Here is a 15,578-nt window from a genome sequence, read left to right as displayed (position 1 = left end):
GACAATAGATAGCCTTCCTCTTGTATAGGTGAGCAACCAAACAAGGAGGAAGGCTATGGCTGAACGTAATGAACATGCCTCAAGGGAAATGGTCACACAGGTAAGGGAAGAGGTCAAGCAGAGGGAAAAGGCGATCATGCAGCGACTGATGACCGAGGAAAGGGAGCTCTTCCTGGAGGAGCATCCGGAGGACAAGGGCAACGGCTTCTACGAGCGTTCCCTCATCACCTCAAGAGGGCTCATAGAGGACCTGAGGGTGCCCAGGACGCGCTCCGGGGAGTTCTACCCCGCCATACTACCGGGCAAGAGGCGGGCCTCGGTGGATCTGGGGGACCTCATCCTCATCATGTTCCAGTGCGGCATCAATACCCGCCGGATCCAGCAGGTTATCGAGGCCATCTACGGCACCCTCTACTCTCACTCCTCCATAGCCAAGCTGGCCCGGGTGGCGGAGGCAGAGATAGAGGCCTGGCGGATGCGGCCGCTCAAGCAGGCCTACTTCTCGGTAGTGATCGACGCCGTCTTCCTCTCCCTGCGCCGCGGCACCTACGAGAAGGAGCCGGTGTACATCGCCCAGGGCACCGACCACGAGGGCCGGCGGGAGATCCTGGGCTTCTTCCTCATGGGAGGTGAGGGCGAGAGCGCGCATGCCTGGCGGGAGATCTTCGGAGAGCTCAAGGAAAGGGGCGTGGAGCGCATAGACATCGTGGTCTCCGATGACCTTTCGGGCATCGAGGAGGCCTCGCGCTCCGTATTCCCCTCCTGCGATCACCAGCTCTGCTGCGTGCACGCGGTCCGCAACGCACGCACCAGGGTGAGGCGCTCCGACTGCTCCGATGTGCTCTCGGGTCTCAAGACCATCTACAGGGCCGATGATCAGAAGAAGGCCGAGCGGGCTCTGGCCTCCTTTGCGGAAACCTGGAAGAAACGCTATCCATCCCTGGTGCGCTACTGGCGAGAGAACTTCTCCCACTTAACCGCATTCATGAAATACCCGGAGCAGGTGCGCCCCTATATCTACACCACCAACCAGTTGGAGAGGATCAACAAGGAGATCAAGCGCAGGTGCAAGACCATCGAGGCCTTCTCCTCGGAGGAGAGCCTCGTATCCGTGCTCTATCTCATACTCAAATTCGAGAACGAAAAGCTGCAACAGAGACGGCTCCGGGGTTTCAACAATTTGGTGTCAGAAGAGGAAGGCTAGATCAATGGACACAAATTCCTTGACGCTATCCAGAAAAGGCCTGCAAATTGCAACTTCACCTTCTGAAAAATCAATCTTGCCACTGCCATAATGTTGTCACTGCCATGATGTATAAGAAAATCATAAGTTAAACGATACCAGAATGAACATTTTCAAGATAAGGCTGTCGGATGACTGATAGGGTGTGCGGAGATGGAATATCTAGCACATACCTCAAACTCTGTCGGTGAAGTTGATCCATTAAAATCGCATCTTCGGCTAGTGGCTGAGAGAGCCTCCAAATATGCTGAAGCGTTCGATGCTTCTTTAGAGGCATATATCGCAGGAATATTGCATGATATAGGGAAATATGGCGATAAGTTTCAGCAAAGGTTGCGCGGAGAGATTAGGGGAGTCGACCACTGGTCGAACGGCGCATGGATAGCCTTATCAAAGTATCAAATGTCGGGCATTGCAGCGGCACTTTCCATCCAGGGACACCATAAAGGCCTTCAAAGGGCCTCGAAGAGCTCCTTGGGCGACCTTGATCCTGCGAAGTTAGAAATCAATAATACCGAGGGTCTGGTTCTATCCGAGCCTGATATGAGAAATCTGCTTGAGAGGCTGGAGAAGGATGGCCTCGAGCTACCCGCTAAAGAACAAATCGGTAAATCTATATACAAACATTCCGATGATTCCAAAATAGCTGGTATGCTCGATATCCGCATGCTCTTCTCCACCCTTGTGGATGCGGATTATATCGAAACAGAGGCGCATTTTAATGCACAAGAAAAGGGTGCCAGGAGCTATAGTGAACCCGGCTTGAAGCTTAACCCAGACACGCTTTTGGAACATCTACTTGGATATCTTGGCGAACTCTCCATGAAGTCTGGAGCCTCACCTTCTGTTCGAAAAATGCGATCAGACCTGCTGCATGCTTGCCTCGCTGCAGCAGAAAACAAACATGGCCTGTTCACTCTCACGGCCCCAACGGGAACGGGAAAGACCTTGAGCATGTTGGCCTTCGCTGTCAAGCATGCTTTGCATAATAACTTGGAACGGATAATCACGGTGATTCCTTATCTGAGCATAATCGATCAGACGGTTTCTGAATATCGCAAAGCACTGGCATCTGCGATAGATGCCCGCGACGCCAGAAGATATGTCCTTGAGCATCATAGCCTATCCGGCATACGTGGAGGCAAAAGAGCAGTTGATGGCGTTACTTCCGATGATGAGCAAGAATTTCATCAGCAAGAAAGGCTGCTCACCGAGAACTGGGATGCACCGATTATCGTGACCACGAGTGTCCAGTTCCTCGAGTCTCTCTTTTCTAATCGACCTTCAGCCTGCCGTAAGCTACACAGATTGGCTAATAGCGTGATCTTATTCGATGAAGTGCAGACATTACCCATTGGCCTTGTGATACCTACCCTCGCGACATTATCACACCTGTCCGAGAGATACAATTCAACAATAGTGTTTTCAACTGCGACCCAACCAGCTTTTTCCCACCTCGATGCGCACATAAGGAAGCATTACGTGCGTGGTTGGAACCCAAGGGAGATAGTTCCTGAAGAACTGAAGCTATATGAACGGGCGCGCCGCAACAGGGCAAGGTGGCCGCAGGATATAAGGGAAACGGTATCCTGGAATGATCTGGCGAAAGAGCTGGCAAACGACGCACATGGTCAGGTGCTCTGTATAGTAAATCTAAAAAGGCATGCCCTTACGCTTTATGATGAGCTCATCAGGATGGGAGTAGAAGACGTATTTCACCTCTCCACTAACATGTGCCCTGCACACAGACAAGAAGTCATAAAGGAAGTGCGTCTGCGCCTTGATAAAGGAGAGCCTTGCCTCCTTGTTTCCACGCAATGTGTTGAAGCAGGAGTCGACATTGATTTCCCGCTCGTATACAGAGCTTTGGGTCCCTTGGATTCGATTGCCCAGGCTGCTGGTCGTTGCAACAGGAATGGCCGGCTTGAGGAGGGCGAGGTGGTGCTGTTCTTGCCTGAAAGCACCGAGGGGGAAAACATATACCCGGATGGTGCTTACAGGCAAGCTACCGAGGTGATGAAGATACTCCTCGCTAAGTACGGCGATCATGGTCTGGACATTAATTCACCTCGTATATTCGAAGAATACTACCGGGAGCTCTACGATATCGCGAGGCCGGAACGGAAGAAGGAAGATCTACTTGAAGGCATTAACCTGCGTGATTTCGTAAAAGTATCCGAAAGCTATCATGTCATTGAGAAGCCAGCGATCAACATACTCGTTCCTTATGAGCCTGCCGTATTTAACGAGTTGGAAGAAGAAGTGCGAAAGGCCGGCTTGAATGCCAAGTGGATAACGAAAGCGAGGCCATACGCTGTGGGGTTATTCAAGCCCGGGTTTGATGACCCGTTACTATCCTATATCGAGCCCGTCCCTCTCGGCAGGGACAGCTATTCAGAAGAATGGTTCATTTATCTTAACGGAGAACATTACAGCCTTGAAACAGGGCTAAACCCGCCGCAAGGAATGGAATGCCTTATAGGCTGACTTTATGAAAAGGAGGTCTTTTATGCGACCAACAAACCAGATACTGGAGGTATGGGGGGAGTTTGCCTGCTTTACACGCCCCGAATTAAAGGTAGAACGATTCAGCTATCCGGTGATCACCCCATCGGCAGCCCGCGCCATATTCGATGCGATTTACTGTAAACCGAACCGGGACCCTTCAAAGGCTGAGTTCCGATGGCAGGTAAAGAAAGTCGAGATGCTGTCCGAGCCGAAATACATCGCATTACGGCGCAACGAGGTAAAGAACAAGGCACCGAGCGAAAGAACAATCCTTGACTGGATTTCCGGTAAAAAGGAACCTAAGCCGATACTTGCTGACGGCACCAAAGAAATGCTTGGTAGAGACGACGAGGGAAGGACTCAAAGGCAAACCATGGCTTTGAAGGATGTGCGCTATAGGCTGCATGCTGAGATCAGGCCCTGGCCCGGTTATGAAGATCGCCTTAAGGCCATGGAGGCTCAGTTTCGCAGGCGTGCACTCAACGGGAAGTGCATATACCAGCCGTATCTCGGATGTCGTGAATTCCCGGCCTACTTTGAGCTTGTGGAACCTGATTCCATACAAGCTGAACCTGTGCCTGTAAACATCGATATTGGTCTGATGCTGTACGACGTCTTTGACCTGTCAAAACCCGGCTCTTCTACTGATGCGCCCAAGATCAGCCTTTTCCGTGCAAAAGTAGTGAACGGCGTCATGGAGATTCCTGAATATGATAACGACGAAGAAGTCCTTAAGTTAGACGGAGGTAGGATCTAATGTTGGAACAACTGGTGAAATTCGCGCAAGAACATAACCTGGTAACAGAGCCAGGTTTTGCACCTAAGTACATTCGTTGGGCAATAGTGATCGACGATGAGGGAAGATTTGTGAATGTCATCGAGTTGGGGGATGTGGGATCGAGAAATAACCGGGGGCAACTCTTTGAAAGATGTCCTGAATATAACCCGTCTTTTATGCAGGGCAAGGAGAGAAGAAGCCACTTCCTGGCGGAAACCGCGAATGTCGTGGCGCTCTACGGGAAAGCGGCTGACAATCCGAAAACAAGGGATAAGCATGACTATTTCGTCTCTCTACTGCGCGAGGCAAGCACTGCCATGCCTGAATTGGGCAAGGCAGCGGAAGTTATTTCCGATAATACCTCTCTTGATGCAATACGTAAGGCGCTAGAGGAATATAGAGCAAGGGAAACCGATAAAATCACCTTTCGTATATCTGGGGTTTTCCCTCTTGAATCTAATCTGTGGCATGATTGGTGGCGTATACACCACTTGAGCATCACCATGGAGAAAAAAGGGACTAAGACGATGGTCTGTCTCGTCACTGGTGAGGGCGTTGAGCCCGCTATGACTCACCCCAAGGTAAAAGGCTTAGCAGATGTGGGGGGAAGCAAACAGGGTGATGTATTAATTGGTTTCGACAAGGATGCGTTTAAGTCATACGGCCTTAAACAATCTGAAAATGCGGCAGTGTCAGAGAATGCAGCCTCAGCCTACAGGGCAGCCCTTAACTACTTGATTGAGCATCATAGCCAACAACTTGCCGGAACGAAAATCGTTCACTGGTTCAAGGGGAGGGTAGAAAGGGAAGATGATCCCTTATTCTGGCTGGAGGAAGGACATGATGAACAGGAAATACAAGCTCAGGAGCGTGCGAGGGAACTGCTGGCAAGCATAAGGTCAGGGCGAAGACCGGATCTTCAGGATAACTACTATTACGCGATTACATTATCCGGGGCGAGCGGAAGGGTTATGGTTCGTGACTGGATGGAAGGCCGCTTTGAAAATCTTGTCGAGAATATAAGGAAATGGTTTGATGATTTATCAATAATAAGATCTGGTGGGGATGCCTTAGCAAAATCGCCCAAGTTCTTCTCGGTACTTGGCGGGATGGTGCGCAATCCTAGCGATCTCCGACCACCCTCGGTTGCAAAATCATCACCCTTGTCATCACCCTTGGTTGCAAAATTATGGCGTTCTGCCGTCAACAATGAACCAATACCCAGATCAGCCTTAGCATATTCTCTTGAAAGAATGAGAATAGACATTATAAAAGATGAGCCGTTTAACCATGCCCGAATTGGACTCATCAAAGCTTATCTTATAAGGCAATATCGACAAGGTGGAGGTGATGAAATGGCAGATTTGATTAAACCGGACCTGAATGATGGATATCCAAATCCAGCTTATCAATGTGGCAGGTTGATGGCGATTCTTGCCAGGTTACAGCGCAGTGCCTTAGGAGATGTGGGCGCTGGCATTGTGCAGAGGTATTATGCAGCTGCCAGTGTTACGCCTTCTCTCGTTCTGGGGCGCCTTACACGCACAAGCCAGTTTCACCTCAACAAGCTGGATCCTGGATTGGCTCACTGGTATGAAGAAAAGATAACGGAAATTTGGGATGGATTGAAAACAGGTATTCCTAAGACATTGAGCCTGGAAGAACAGAGCCTTTTCGCACTAGGCTACTATCAGCAAATCGCTGATATGAGAAAAAACAAGAAGGAAACTTTCGAATCGGAAAAGGAGGTCAGTGATGAATAACCCGATAAAGAACCGCTATGAATTCGTGCTTCTGTTCGATTGCGAGAACGGAAATCCCAATGGAGATCCTGATGCAGGAAATGCCCCCCGTATCGATCCTCAAGACATGCGTGGACTAGTGTCGGATGTTGCGCTTAAAAGAAGGGTGAGAAACTATGTACAAATAGCTAGAGATAATAAGATGCCCTTCGCAATCTTCATAGAGCATGCAACAAATCTCAACACTAAAATAGCAAGAGCCCATGAAGAAACCAGTGGAATGCCGCCTTTTGAGAATAATAAATGGAAGACGACACTTGATAAGGCAAGAGCTGCAGGAAAATGGCTGTGCAAGAATTTTTATGATGTTAGAACATTTGGCGCCGTCCTGTCTACAGGCCCAAATGCAGGACAAATACGTGGTCCAGTGCAATTATCTTTTGCTCGCTCTGTCGACCCAATATTACCACTAGAAATCTCGATAACCAGGATGGCAGTCGCGGATAACGATATTAAAGGCAAAGACGTTGGGTCGAAAGAGTTCGAAGAATGGGAAAAGATGCAACCAGAAGATGAGCTCCGTACCATGGGAAGGAAAGCGCTGATCCCTTATGGTCTCTTCGTCTTGAAGGGATTCATCAGTGCCTATCTTGCGCAGGAAGACACCGGTACTGGGTTCACAGATGATGATCTAACCCTTCTCTGGGAAGCCTTGCTCAAGATGTTCGAGCATGATCGATCCTCTAGCAAGGGATTGATGTCAGTTCGCGAGCCCATCTTTGTGTTCAAGCATGTGGGAACAGATTCAGATGAGGTGCAACGCGAGAAGCAGGCTATGCTAGGATGTGCGCCTGCCCACAAGTTGTTTGAACTCATCGAGATCAAGAAAAAAGATGGCGTAGATGCTCCCCGTTCCTTCGATGATTACACGGTTTCTTTCAAGAAGAGCGCTTTGCCGAGCGGTGTATCTGCAGGTTTCGTCGTAACCGGAGAAGGCGGGAAGGCGGAACTGGTCTGGAATGATGTCCCGGGAAATGTAATGGTGGTATAAGCGTTTTCTTTATCCCGTTGGAAGATGTATGCTGAGGATGATCTCATTCCGCTCTCCGCTCTGCAGCATCTATTGTTCTGCGAGCGGAGAGCGGCGCTGATCTACATCGAGGGCGCATGGGAGGACAACCCTTTCACCATCGAAGGGGGCATTCTCCACGAAAGAACGCATGCCTCGGAGACGGAGTCACGTGGGGATATACGCATAGTCCGAGGTCTACCGTTGAGGTCGCTCAGGCTTGGTGTAACCGGCAAGGCGGACGTTGTGGAGTTTCATCGCCTAACAGAATCCCATATCATGGCTCGTGATGGCGAATTTTTCGCAGAGGGAACAACACTGGAAGGAGTACCGGGCCTTTGGCAACCTTTCCCGGTGGAATACAAACGTGGTAGCTTGCGCCGCGAAGAGGGCTACGAGGTTCAGCTTTGTGCGCAAGCTCTTTGCCTCGAAGAGATGCTCGGGGTCACCATTCCAGTGGGTGCCCTTTACTATGGCAAATCAGTACGGCGGTTGGAATTGGCATTCGATAAAGAATTGCGAAAAAAAACAGAGGTGGCATCTGAAAGGTTGCATGAATTGGTCGCGCGTGCATGCACACCTAAAGCATATTATTCAAAGAAGTGTGAAAAATGTTCACTAATAGATGTTTGCCTTCCCAAAGCAACTAGCAGGAAACGTAGTGTTAACTCATACCTATCCAGGCTGATCTTGGAATCGGGTGAGGAAGATGAAACGGCTTCTTAACACTTTGTATGTAACCAGTCAGGGAGCATACCTCTCCCGGGACGGAGAAACGGTAGTTGTGCGTGTAGGACAGGAAACAAAGCTACGGGTTCCAGTCCATACCCTTGATGGTATTGTCTGTTTTGGTCAGGTTTCATGCAGCCCGCCGCTCATGCAGATGTGCGGTGAACGAAATGTGTCCATCTCTTTTCTCAGTGAATACGGCAGATTCTGGGCAAGAGTACATGGTCCCGTTTCAGGAAATGTTCTTCTTAGAAGGGAGCAGTATCGGCGAGCAGATGACCCTGCCTTTTCTTCTCAGGTAGCCCGAAATATTGTCCTTGCGAAGGTCGCGAATTGCCGTGTTGTGCTTTTACGTGCCCAGCGTGACCATCAAGATTGCGTCGATGTTTCGCAGCTCAAAGAAACAGTGCGATACCTTACACATATATCTCATAATCTGAAGGATGGTCTTCTCCCCCTTGATACGGTAAGGGGATATGAAGGTGACGCAGCTCGTGCCTATTTCGGTGTTTTTAACCAACTTATTGTTGCCAATAAGGAGGATTTTTTCTTCAAACAGCGTACCCGGAGACCTCCACTTGACAACATGAACGCGCTTCTCTCGTTTATTTATGCTTTGGTATTGCATGATGTCACCTCTTCACTTGAGGCAGTCGGTCTGGATCCAGCAGTAGGATTTCTTCATAGAGATAGGCCAGGTAGACCGGGCTTGGCTTTAGACCTTATGGAGGAGCTTCGCCCGTTTTTCGCTGACCGTCTCGCTTTGTCCCTCGTCAACCGCCAACAGATAAAGGGCAAGGGTTTTAGAAAGACGGAGTCAGGAGCGGTGATGATGGACGATGAGACCCGCAAGACGGTTCTGGTTGCTTATCAGAAAAGGAAGCAGGAAGAGATATATCACCCATTCTTAGGAGAGAGGATTGCCTTAGGTCTGCTGCCGCACGTTCAAGCCATGCTGTTTGCAAGATTCTTGAGGGGCGATATTGAAGGTTATCCCCCATTCGTGTGGAGATGATGGATGATGATGGTGCTTGTCACTTATGATGTAAATACTGAAACGCCGGAGGGGCGGAAAAGGCTTCGACGAGTCGCTAAGAAGTGTGAGAATATGGGTCAACGTGTTCAAAAATCGGTCTTTGAATGTCTTGTCGATATGACCCAATGGACTGCGTTCAGGCAACGCCTGATAGATGAGATAGATAAAGAAGAAGACAGCTTGCGCTTTTATTTCTTGGGAAACAATTGGCGTCATCGCGTTGAGCATGTGGGAGCCAAACCGTCTTATGACCCGGAGGGCCCTCTTGTTATATGAAATAGCCTCTCGCGAACCTATAGCGACCAGAAACCCGTTGGGGGGTTCGCGTAGTCCTGATTTCCTCTATAGAAAAGACTTTATCTCGTTGCACCTTGACAATAAAGATAGCGTTGTATCATTTTATTACAGGTTTCGCGATTTATCATTCGATTTCGCAGTTGTAATAATGGTATGACAGAAAGGCGGTCGCCCCCCGCGCGTGGGGCGCGGATTGAAACGCTGGATCGTTGTCCACGCGGCCCATCAGGTTGTGTCGCCCCCCGCGCGTGGGGCGCGGATTGAAACACCTCGACGAAGGCATGATGATACCCGACAGGGGTCGCCCCCCGCGCGTGGGGCGCGGATTGAAACAGCGATTGATAACTAAAATCAGAGAGCTCGAGCTGGTCGCCCCCCGCGCGTGGGGCGCGGATTGAAACAACGCCACCCTCACCGGCGGCTCCACCCTCACCGGGCGTCGCCCCCCGCGCGTGGGGCGCGGATTGAAACAGCCTGGCCTGGTTGGACCAGGCTTACCGCCAGGCCGTCGCCCCCCGCGCGTGGGGCGCGGATTGAAACCGAACGGCCTACATCGAGATACCGAGGAAAAACGGTCGCCCCCCGCGCGTGGGGCGCGGATTGAAACTGCTTGAGATATTGTATCTTTGCGCCCATGTCCCAGTCGCCCCCCGCGCGTGGGGCGCGGATTGAAACTCGGGGGCTGTGCACTCCCCGGCCCAGGGGCAGGTCGCCCCCCGCGCGTGGGGCGCGGATTGAAACGGTGAAAAACGCCGTAAGTTGGCGCAGGAACATAGTCGCCCCCCGCGCGTGGGGCGCGGATTGAAACATGGGAAAGTTGTTGGAGCGCCGCTCGGAAACCTGTCGCCCCCCGCGCGTGGGGCGCGGATTGAAACGAGCCAGTCGTAGATTGTCGAGGCTCCTCCACGTCGCCCCCCGCGCGTGGGGCGCGGATTGAAACATGTCTGTGGGCCGTTTTACAAGCGTATTGCTCCGTCGCCCCCCGCGCGTGGGGCGCGGATTGAAACCTCTTTGGCCCGTCGCCGCTCATGCTCCTCGCAGGTCGCCCCCCGCGCGTGGGGCGCGGATTGAAACAGTTGATTATTGGAGGTATTTACGATGGTACTGAGTCGCCCCCCGCGCGTGGGGCGCGGATTGAAACGGCCTACCTGGCCGGCCTACGCCTGTTTATCCTGGGTCGCCCCCCGCGCGTGGGGCGCGGATTGAAACCAACAGGCTATGCGGGAATGGAGGCGGGATAAGGGTCGCCCCCCGCGCGTGGGGCGCGGATTGAAACCCGTGTTGCGGGGGGAGGTTTTGGCCTGTGAGCGTCGCCCCCCGCGCGTGGGGCGCGGATTGAAACGGGAAAGCCCCCGCGAGCGCGTATAGCCCCGCGGGAGTCGCCCCCCGCGCGTGGGGCGCGGATTGAAACATGACCGCCGCTGGGAGGAGATCGAGCGCCTGGGTCGCCCCCCGCGCGTGGGGCGCGGATTGAAACCCTGCTTGGGCTGCGGGGCTGGCGGTGCGGGCCGTCGCCCCCCGCGCGTGGGGCGCGGATTGAAACTCGCGCCGTAGCAGGCGCTTAGCGGCATCTGCGAAGTCGCCCCCCGCGCGTGGGGCGCGGATTGAAACCGTGCCTGCCAGGCCGCCATCGCGGCGCTGAACGGTCGCCCCCCGCGCGTGGGGCGCGGATTGAAACTGGCTGCCGATTCGAACTCGAGCCCTGGCAACGTCGCCCCCCGCGCGTGGGGCGCGGATTGAAACCCGATATACATCTACCGTCTGCACGCTGTCCAGGTTGTCGCCCCCCGCGCGTGGGGCGCGGATTGAAACCACGCTTCGCCAGCTGAGGGCACCGCGTAAAAAGTCGCCCCCCGCGCGTGGGGCGCGGATTGAAACCTATTATCCCTACGGCATAGCCTGCGACGGGACGTCGCCCCCCGCGCGTGGGGCGCGGATTGAAACACCTCGACGAAGGCATGATGATACCCGACAGGGGTCGCCCCCCGCGCGTGGGGCGCGGATTGAAACACTAGGAAGCAGAATAGTTAGGCGCCGCAATCCATGTCGCCCCCCGCGCGTGGGGCGCGGATTGAAACTTCGATCCCGCGAAGGCGATGGTCGAAAGGTGCCCGAGTCGCCCCCCGCGCGTGGGGCGCGGATTGAAACGGATCGTCTTCACGTGCCATCGATGGTACCCTCAAGTCGCCCCCCGCGCGTGGGGCGCGGATTGAAACTGGGCGGGCACGCGCACGCACCACGAAGAGCTCGTCGCCCCCCGCGCGTGGGGCGCGGATTGAAACTCACGACTACTGAGATCTACGGCGGCCTGGCCGAGTCGCCCCCCGCGCGTGGGGCGCGGATTGAAACGTGACCGAAGCCGTTCAGAAGGCCTTCGACACGGGTCGCCCCCCGCGCGTGGGGCGCGGATTGAAACTTTCCGTGATGATCAGGTTCTCGGCGCATCGGCAAGTCGCCCCCCGCGCGTGGGGCGCGGATTGAAACTTAGTAACCGTTTCATCTTCGTAGCCCACTCGCGGGTCGCCCCCCGCGCGTGGGGCGCGGATTGAAACTATTCTATGCGCTACATCGCACCCGTTGCCGCGGGTCGCCCCCCGCGCGTGGGGCGCGGATTGAAACCCTTACGTTGATCCCCGCGAGTATCCGTATCCCGTCGCCCCCCGCGCGTGGGGCGCGGATTGAAACTGTGCAGCCTTTAGGGCATGCACCCGCTGATTGAGGTCGCCCCCCGCGCGTGGGGCGCGGATTGAAACCTTTTTCAACACCCTTCGCATCGTATCCTCTGCCGTCGCCCCCCGCGCGTGGGGCGCGGATTGAAACCATTTTTCGCCAAGATACCGGAGTACGCGGGGTGTCGCCCCCCGCGCGTGGGGCGCGGATTGAAACCGATGGCTGGATTACTGACATAAGTCGCACTAAGTCGCCCCCCGCGCGTGGGGCGCGGATTGAAACCACCAGCCGCGGTCTATCGCCTGGCCTGCACCAGTCGCCCCCCGCGCGTGGGGCGCGGATTGAAACTACCGTATCCGGCTCCAACACTACCCCGTACACCGTCGCCCCCCGCGCGTGGGGCGCGGATTGAAACACAAGGCGGGATGGCACATACTTTACTGCCCTGGCCGTCGCCCCCCGCGCGTGGGGCGCGGATTGAAACGCGTGCAACAGCCAGGTAAGCGTCGCCCTGAGCTGGTCGCCCCCCGCGCGTGGGGCGCGGATTGAAACGTGTACGCCCGAGCCATTGTGCCACGCCTCGAACGTCGCCCCCCGCGCGTGGGGCGCGGATTGAAACCAAGGAGGTGGGTAAATGCCAGAAGCAGGAGGGGAGGTCGCCCCCCGCGCGTGGGGCGCGGATTGAAACCCCGCGCGCCTACAGGACAACCCGCACCTGGACAGTCGCCCCCCGCGCGTGGGGCGCGGATTGAAACCTGGAACATGGCCAATAACTGGTGCAATGTGGCCGTCGCCCCCCGCGCGTGGGGCGCGGATTGAAACAATGCCGGCATAGCGGCAATCGAGGCCTACCTGCGTCGCCCCCCGCGCGTGGGGCGCGGATTGAAACCCAAGTTGAGCGGTCTTACGAGTGCTCGCCTATAGTCGCCCCCCGCGCGTGGGGCGCGGATTGAAACCTTATCGATCTAGCATCCTTTCAATACCGCCTGGTGTCGCCCCCCGCGCGTGGGGCGCGGATTGAAACCTCATACGAGAACGGCCTTGTTCTGGCGCTCTAGTCGCCCCCCGCGCGTGGGGCGCGGATTGAAACACTTCGCCCAGCTCGCCCACTTCAGTGGCAGCAGGTCGCCCCCCGCGCGTGGGGCGCGGATTGAAACGACATACGCTGCAGTTATCGGCACACCATATTCGTCGCCCCCCGCGCGTGGGGCGCGGATTGAAACCAAGCTGCCACGCCTGGTGCATGGCGAGGTAGAAGTCGCCCCCCGCGCGTGGGGCGCGGATTGAAACCACCTGTGGGCCGGGCTTCTTATCGATGCCCACGAGTCGCCCCCCGCGCGTGGGGCGCGGATTGAAACGTTTTTCCTGTCGCTCACTCCGCCCTTTCTCAGTCGCCCCCCGCGCGTGGGGCGCGGATTGAAACCGGAAAAGCAGCGCCTTATCGATCGGGATCGTTGTCGCCCCCCGCGCGTGGGGCGCGGATTGAAACGAGATTACTTACTCGCAGGCGGTAGCCGCCAACGTCGCCCCCCGCGCGTGGGGCGCGGATTGAAACAGTTCGACCACGGTGGTGCCCACAGTCACAGCCGCGTCGCCCCCCGCGCGTGGGGCGCGGATTGAAACACGTGCAGTCGCTGGCCCAACTCGACCCCACCGAGGTCGCCCCCCGCGCGTGGGGCGCGGATTGAAACCCTGACTCGGTCAGGGTTCCACCCAGCAGAACGGGTCGCCCCCCGCGCGTGGGGCGCGGATTGAAACAGGGGAGCGAGCCAGCGGCTGGGAGAGTACCAGGGTCGCCCCCCGCGCGTGGGGCGCGGATTGAAACCAGAAGAACCTTGTTTACCGATCCCATCCCCGCGGGGAGTCGCCCCCCGCGCGTGGGGCGCGGATTGAAACGCAGAACTAGGCTGTAGAGTGGACGATAATCATCGTCGCCCCCCGCGCGTGGGGCGCGGATTGAAACTCCCCGGCACATGAGCCCCCGCGCGCCATACCGCGTCGCCCCCCGCGCGTGGGGCGCGGATTGAAACTTCGTACGGCCGGAGATCCACACCCTCAGCTGCGTCGCCCCCCGCGCGTGGGGCGCGGATTGAAACCAGTGAATCGAGCTATCGGTACTTGTTCTCGCGGTCGCCCCCCGCGCGTGGGGCGCGGATTGAAACGAGGCGGGGCACGAGGTGACCTGCTTCGGTATGAAGTCGCCCCCCGCGCGTGGGGCGCGGATTGAAACTATCCCGATTACTACATAGTTTCCGCTTATTCCCAAGTCGCCCCCCGCGCGTGGGGCGCGGATTGAAACACGGAATGGTATGCAGATGCTTACTCGCTCACCGTCGCCCCCCGCGCGTGGGGCGCGGATTGAAACACCGGGCTGTGGTTTTTCGCCGGCCTGAAGCCAGTCGTCGCCCCCCGCGCGTGGGGCGCGGATTGAAACCTGTACTGTACGGCGCATAGTCTATCGCTGGCGGAGTCGCCCCCCGCGCGTGGGGCGCGGATTGAAACTTTCCTCAACCCGAGCCCGAGCCCTGCCCCGGGGTCGCCCCCCGCGCGTGGGGCGCGGATTGAAACCGAGGACATCCGGGACCGGGTGTTCGATCTCGAACGTCGCCCCCCGCGCGTGGGGCGCGGATTGAAACACGCGGAGCGGCGTAACTAGCCCATGGAGCGATGTCGCCCCCCGCGCGTGGGGCGCGGATTGAAACTCCGATGAGGGTTCCCGCGCATCCAGATCGCCGGCGTCGCCCCCCGCGCGTGGGGCGCGGATTGAAACCTGGCGAGTAAGGCCCAAGGGCCCCAGGTACAACGTCGCCCCCCGCGCGTGGGGCGCGGATTGAAACATGGGCCCGCACTTCGTCGACGCTATCGTCTGGAGGTCGCCCCCCGCGCGTGGGGCGCGGATTGAAACCAGCGAAGCGCCTTTCAGATCACTATGGCCGACCGTCGCCCCCCGCGCGTGGGGCGCGGATTGAAACTCTCCGGCCGGCCTCCAGCTCTGCCAGGCTTGCCTGTCGCCCCCCGCGCGTGGGGCGCGGATTGAAACCGTGCGTAGGCCCGCCCACACCATCAGCCGCATTAGGCGTCGCCCCCCGCGCGTGGGGCGCGGATTGAAACCATGCCATTGAGCCTGAACAGGCGCGGCACAGCGTCGCCCCCCGCGCGTGGGGCGCGGATTGAAACTGCCATCTCGCGGTAGACCCTCATGCCCCGGGCGTCGCCCCCCGCGCGTGGGGCGCGGATTGAAACCATCACCCTGCGGCATTTACCCTCCCGGTAGTCGGGTCGCCCCCCGCGCGTGGGGCGCGGATTGAAACGCTCGTGGCCTACCATAGGCTTCCTGACTGGGTTGTCGCCCCCCGCGCGTGGGGCGCGGATTGAAACCTCGCTCCGCCGCCAACAAGCAGCCCGGCCAGCAGGTCGCCCCCCGCGCGTGGGGCGCGGATTGAAACCCTAACTGCTTCTGCGCATACGGGCTATCGGCGTCGCCCCCCGCGCGTGGGGCGCGGATT

8 protein-coding genes and 1 CRISPR repeat array (1 of these 9 cut by a window edge) are annotated in these 15,578 nt (G+C 56.6%); all 8 genes read left to right on the top strand.

All coding sequences use genetic code 11. From position 1 onward, the window contains the following. Positions 1-55 precede the first annotated feature (55 nt). Positions 56-1,204: an IS256 family transposase gene (locus H5T73_06095; protein ID MBC7247331.1), complete on the top strand. Its 1,149-nt coding sequence runs from the start codon at positions 56-58 to the stop codon at positions 1,202-1,204. A gap of 192 nt (positions 1,205-1,396) precedes the next feature. After that, positions 1,397-3,730, top strand: coding sequence for a CRISPR-associated helicase Cas3' (gene cas3 / locus H5T73_06090; GenBank protein ID MBC7247330.1), 2,334 nt, complete (start codon positions 1,397-1,399; stop codon positions 3,728-3,730). Between the two features lie 22 nt (positions 3,731-3,752). Further along, entirely contained in the window at positions 3,753-4,508 is a 756-nt protein-coding gene (cas5c, locus tag H5T73_06085) for a type I-C CRISPR-associated protein Cas5 (protein MBC7247329.1), read from the top strand. Continuing rightward, complete coding sequence (gene cas8c / locus H5T73_06080; GenBank protein MBC7247328.1) at positions 4,508-6,292, top strand: type I-C CRISPR-associated protein Cas8c/Csd1; 1,785 nt, start codon at positions 4,508-4,510, stop codon at positions 6,290-6,292. Before cas5c ends, cas8c begins: the two co-directional genes overlap by 1 nt. Further along, positions 6,285-7,322 (top strand): type I-C CRISPR-associated protein Cas7/Csd2, encoded by a 1,038-nt coding sequence (gene cas7c / locus H5T73_06075; protein ID MBC7247327.1) that lies wholly within the window; start codon positions 6,285-6,287, stop codon positions 7,320-7,322. The genes cas8c and cas7c overlap by 8 nt, the downstream gene beginning before the upstream one ends. Before the next feature lie 24 nt (positions 7,323-7,346). Next, positions 7,347-8,066 (top strand): CRISPR-associated protein Cas4, encoded by a 720-nt coding sequence (gene cas4, locus H5T73_06070; protein MBC7247326.1) that lies wholly within the window; start codon positions 7,347-7,349, stop codon positions 8,064-8,066. After that, positions 8,050-9,084: a type I-C CRISPR-associated endonuclease Cas1 gene (gene cas1c, locus H5T73_06065; GenBank protein MBC7247325.1), complete on the top strand. Its 1,035-nt coding sequence runs from the start codon at positions 8,050-8,052 to the stop codon at positions 9,082-9,084. The genes cas4 and cas1c overlap by 17 nt, the downstream gene beginning before the upstream one ends. A gap of 6 nt (positions 9,085-9,090) precedes the next feature. After that, positions 9,091-9,381 carry a CRISPR-associated endonuclease Cas2 gene (gene cas2 / locus H5T73_06060; GenBank protein ID MBC7247324.1) on the top strand — a complete coding sequence of 97 codons (291 nt, stop codon included), beginning with the start codon at positions 9,091-9,093 and terminating at the stop codon, positions 9,379-9,381. Between the two features lie 188 nt (positions 9,382-9,569). Beyond that, positions 9,570-15,578: direct repeats of the CRISPR family, unit length 33 nt; unit sequence GTCGCCCCCCGCGCGTGGGGCGCGGATTGAAAC (it continues 5,609 nt past the right edge of the window).

The organism is Actinomycetota bacterium (assembly GCA_014360655.1).
Classification (GTDB): domain Bacteria; phylum Actinomycetota; class Geothermincolia; order Geothermincolales; family RBG-13-55-18; genus JACIXC01.
This window is presented reverse-complemented; position numbering and strand designations above follow the sequence as displayed.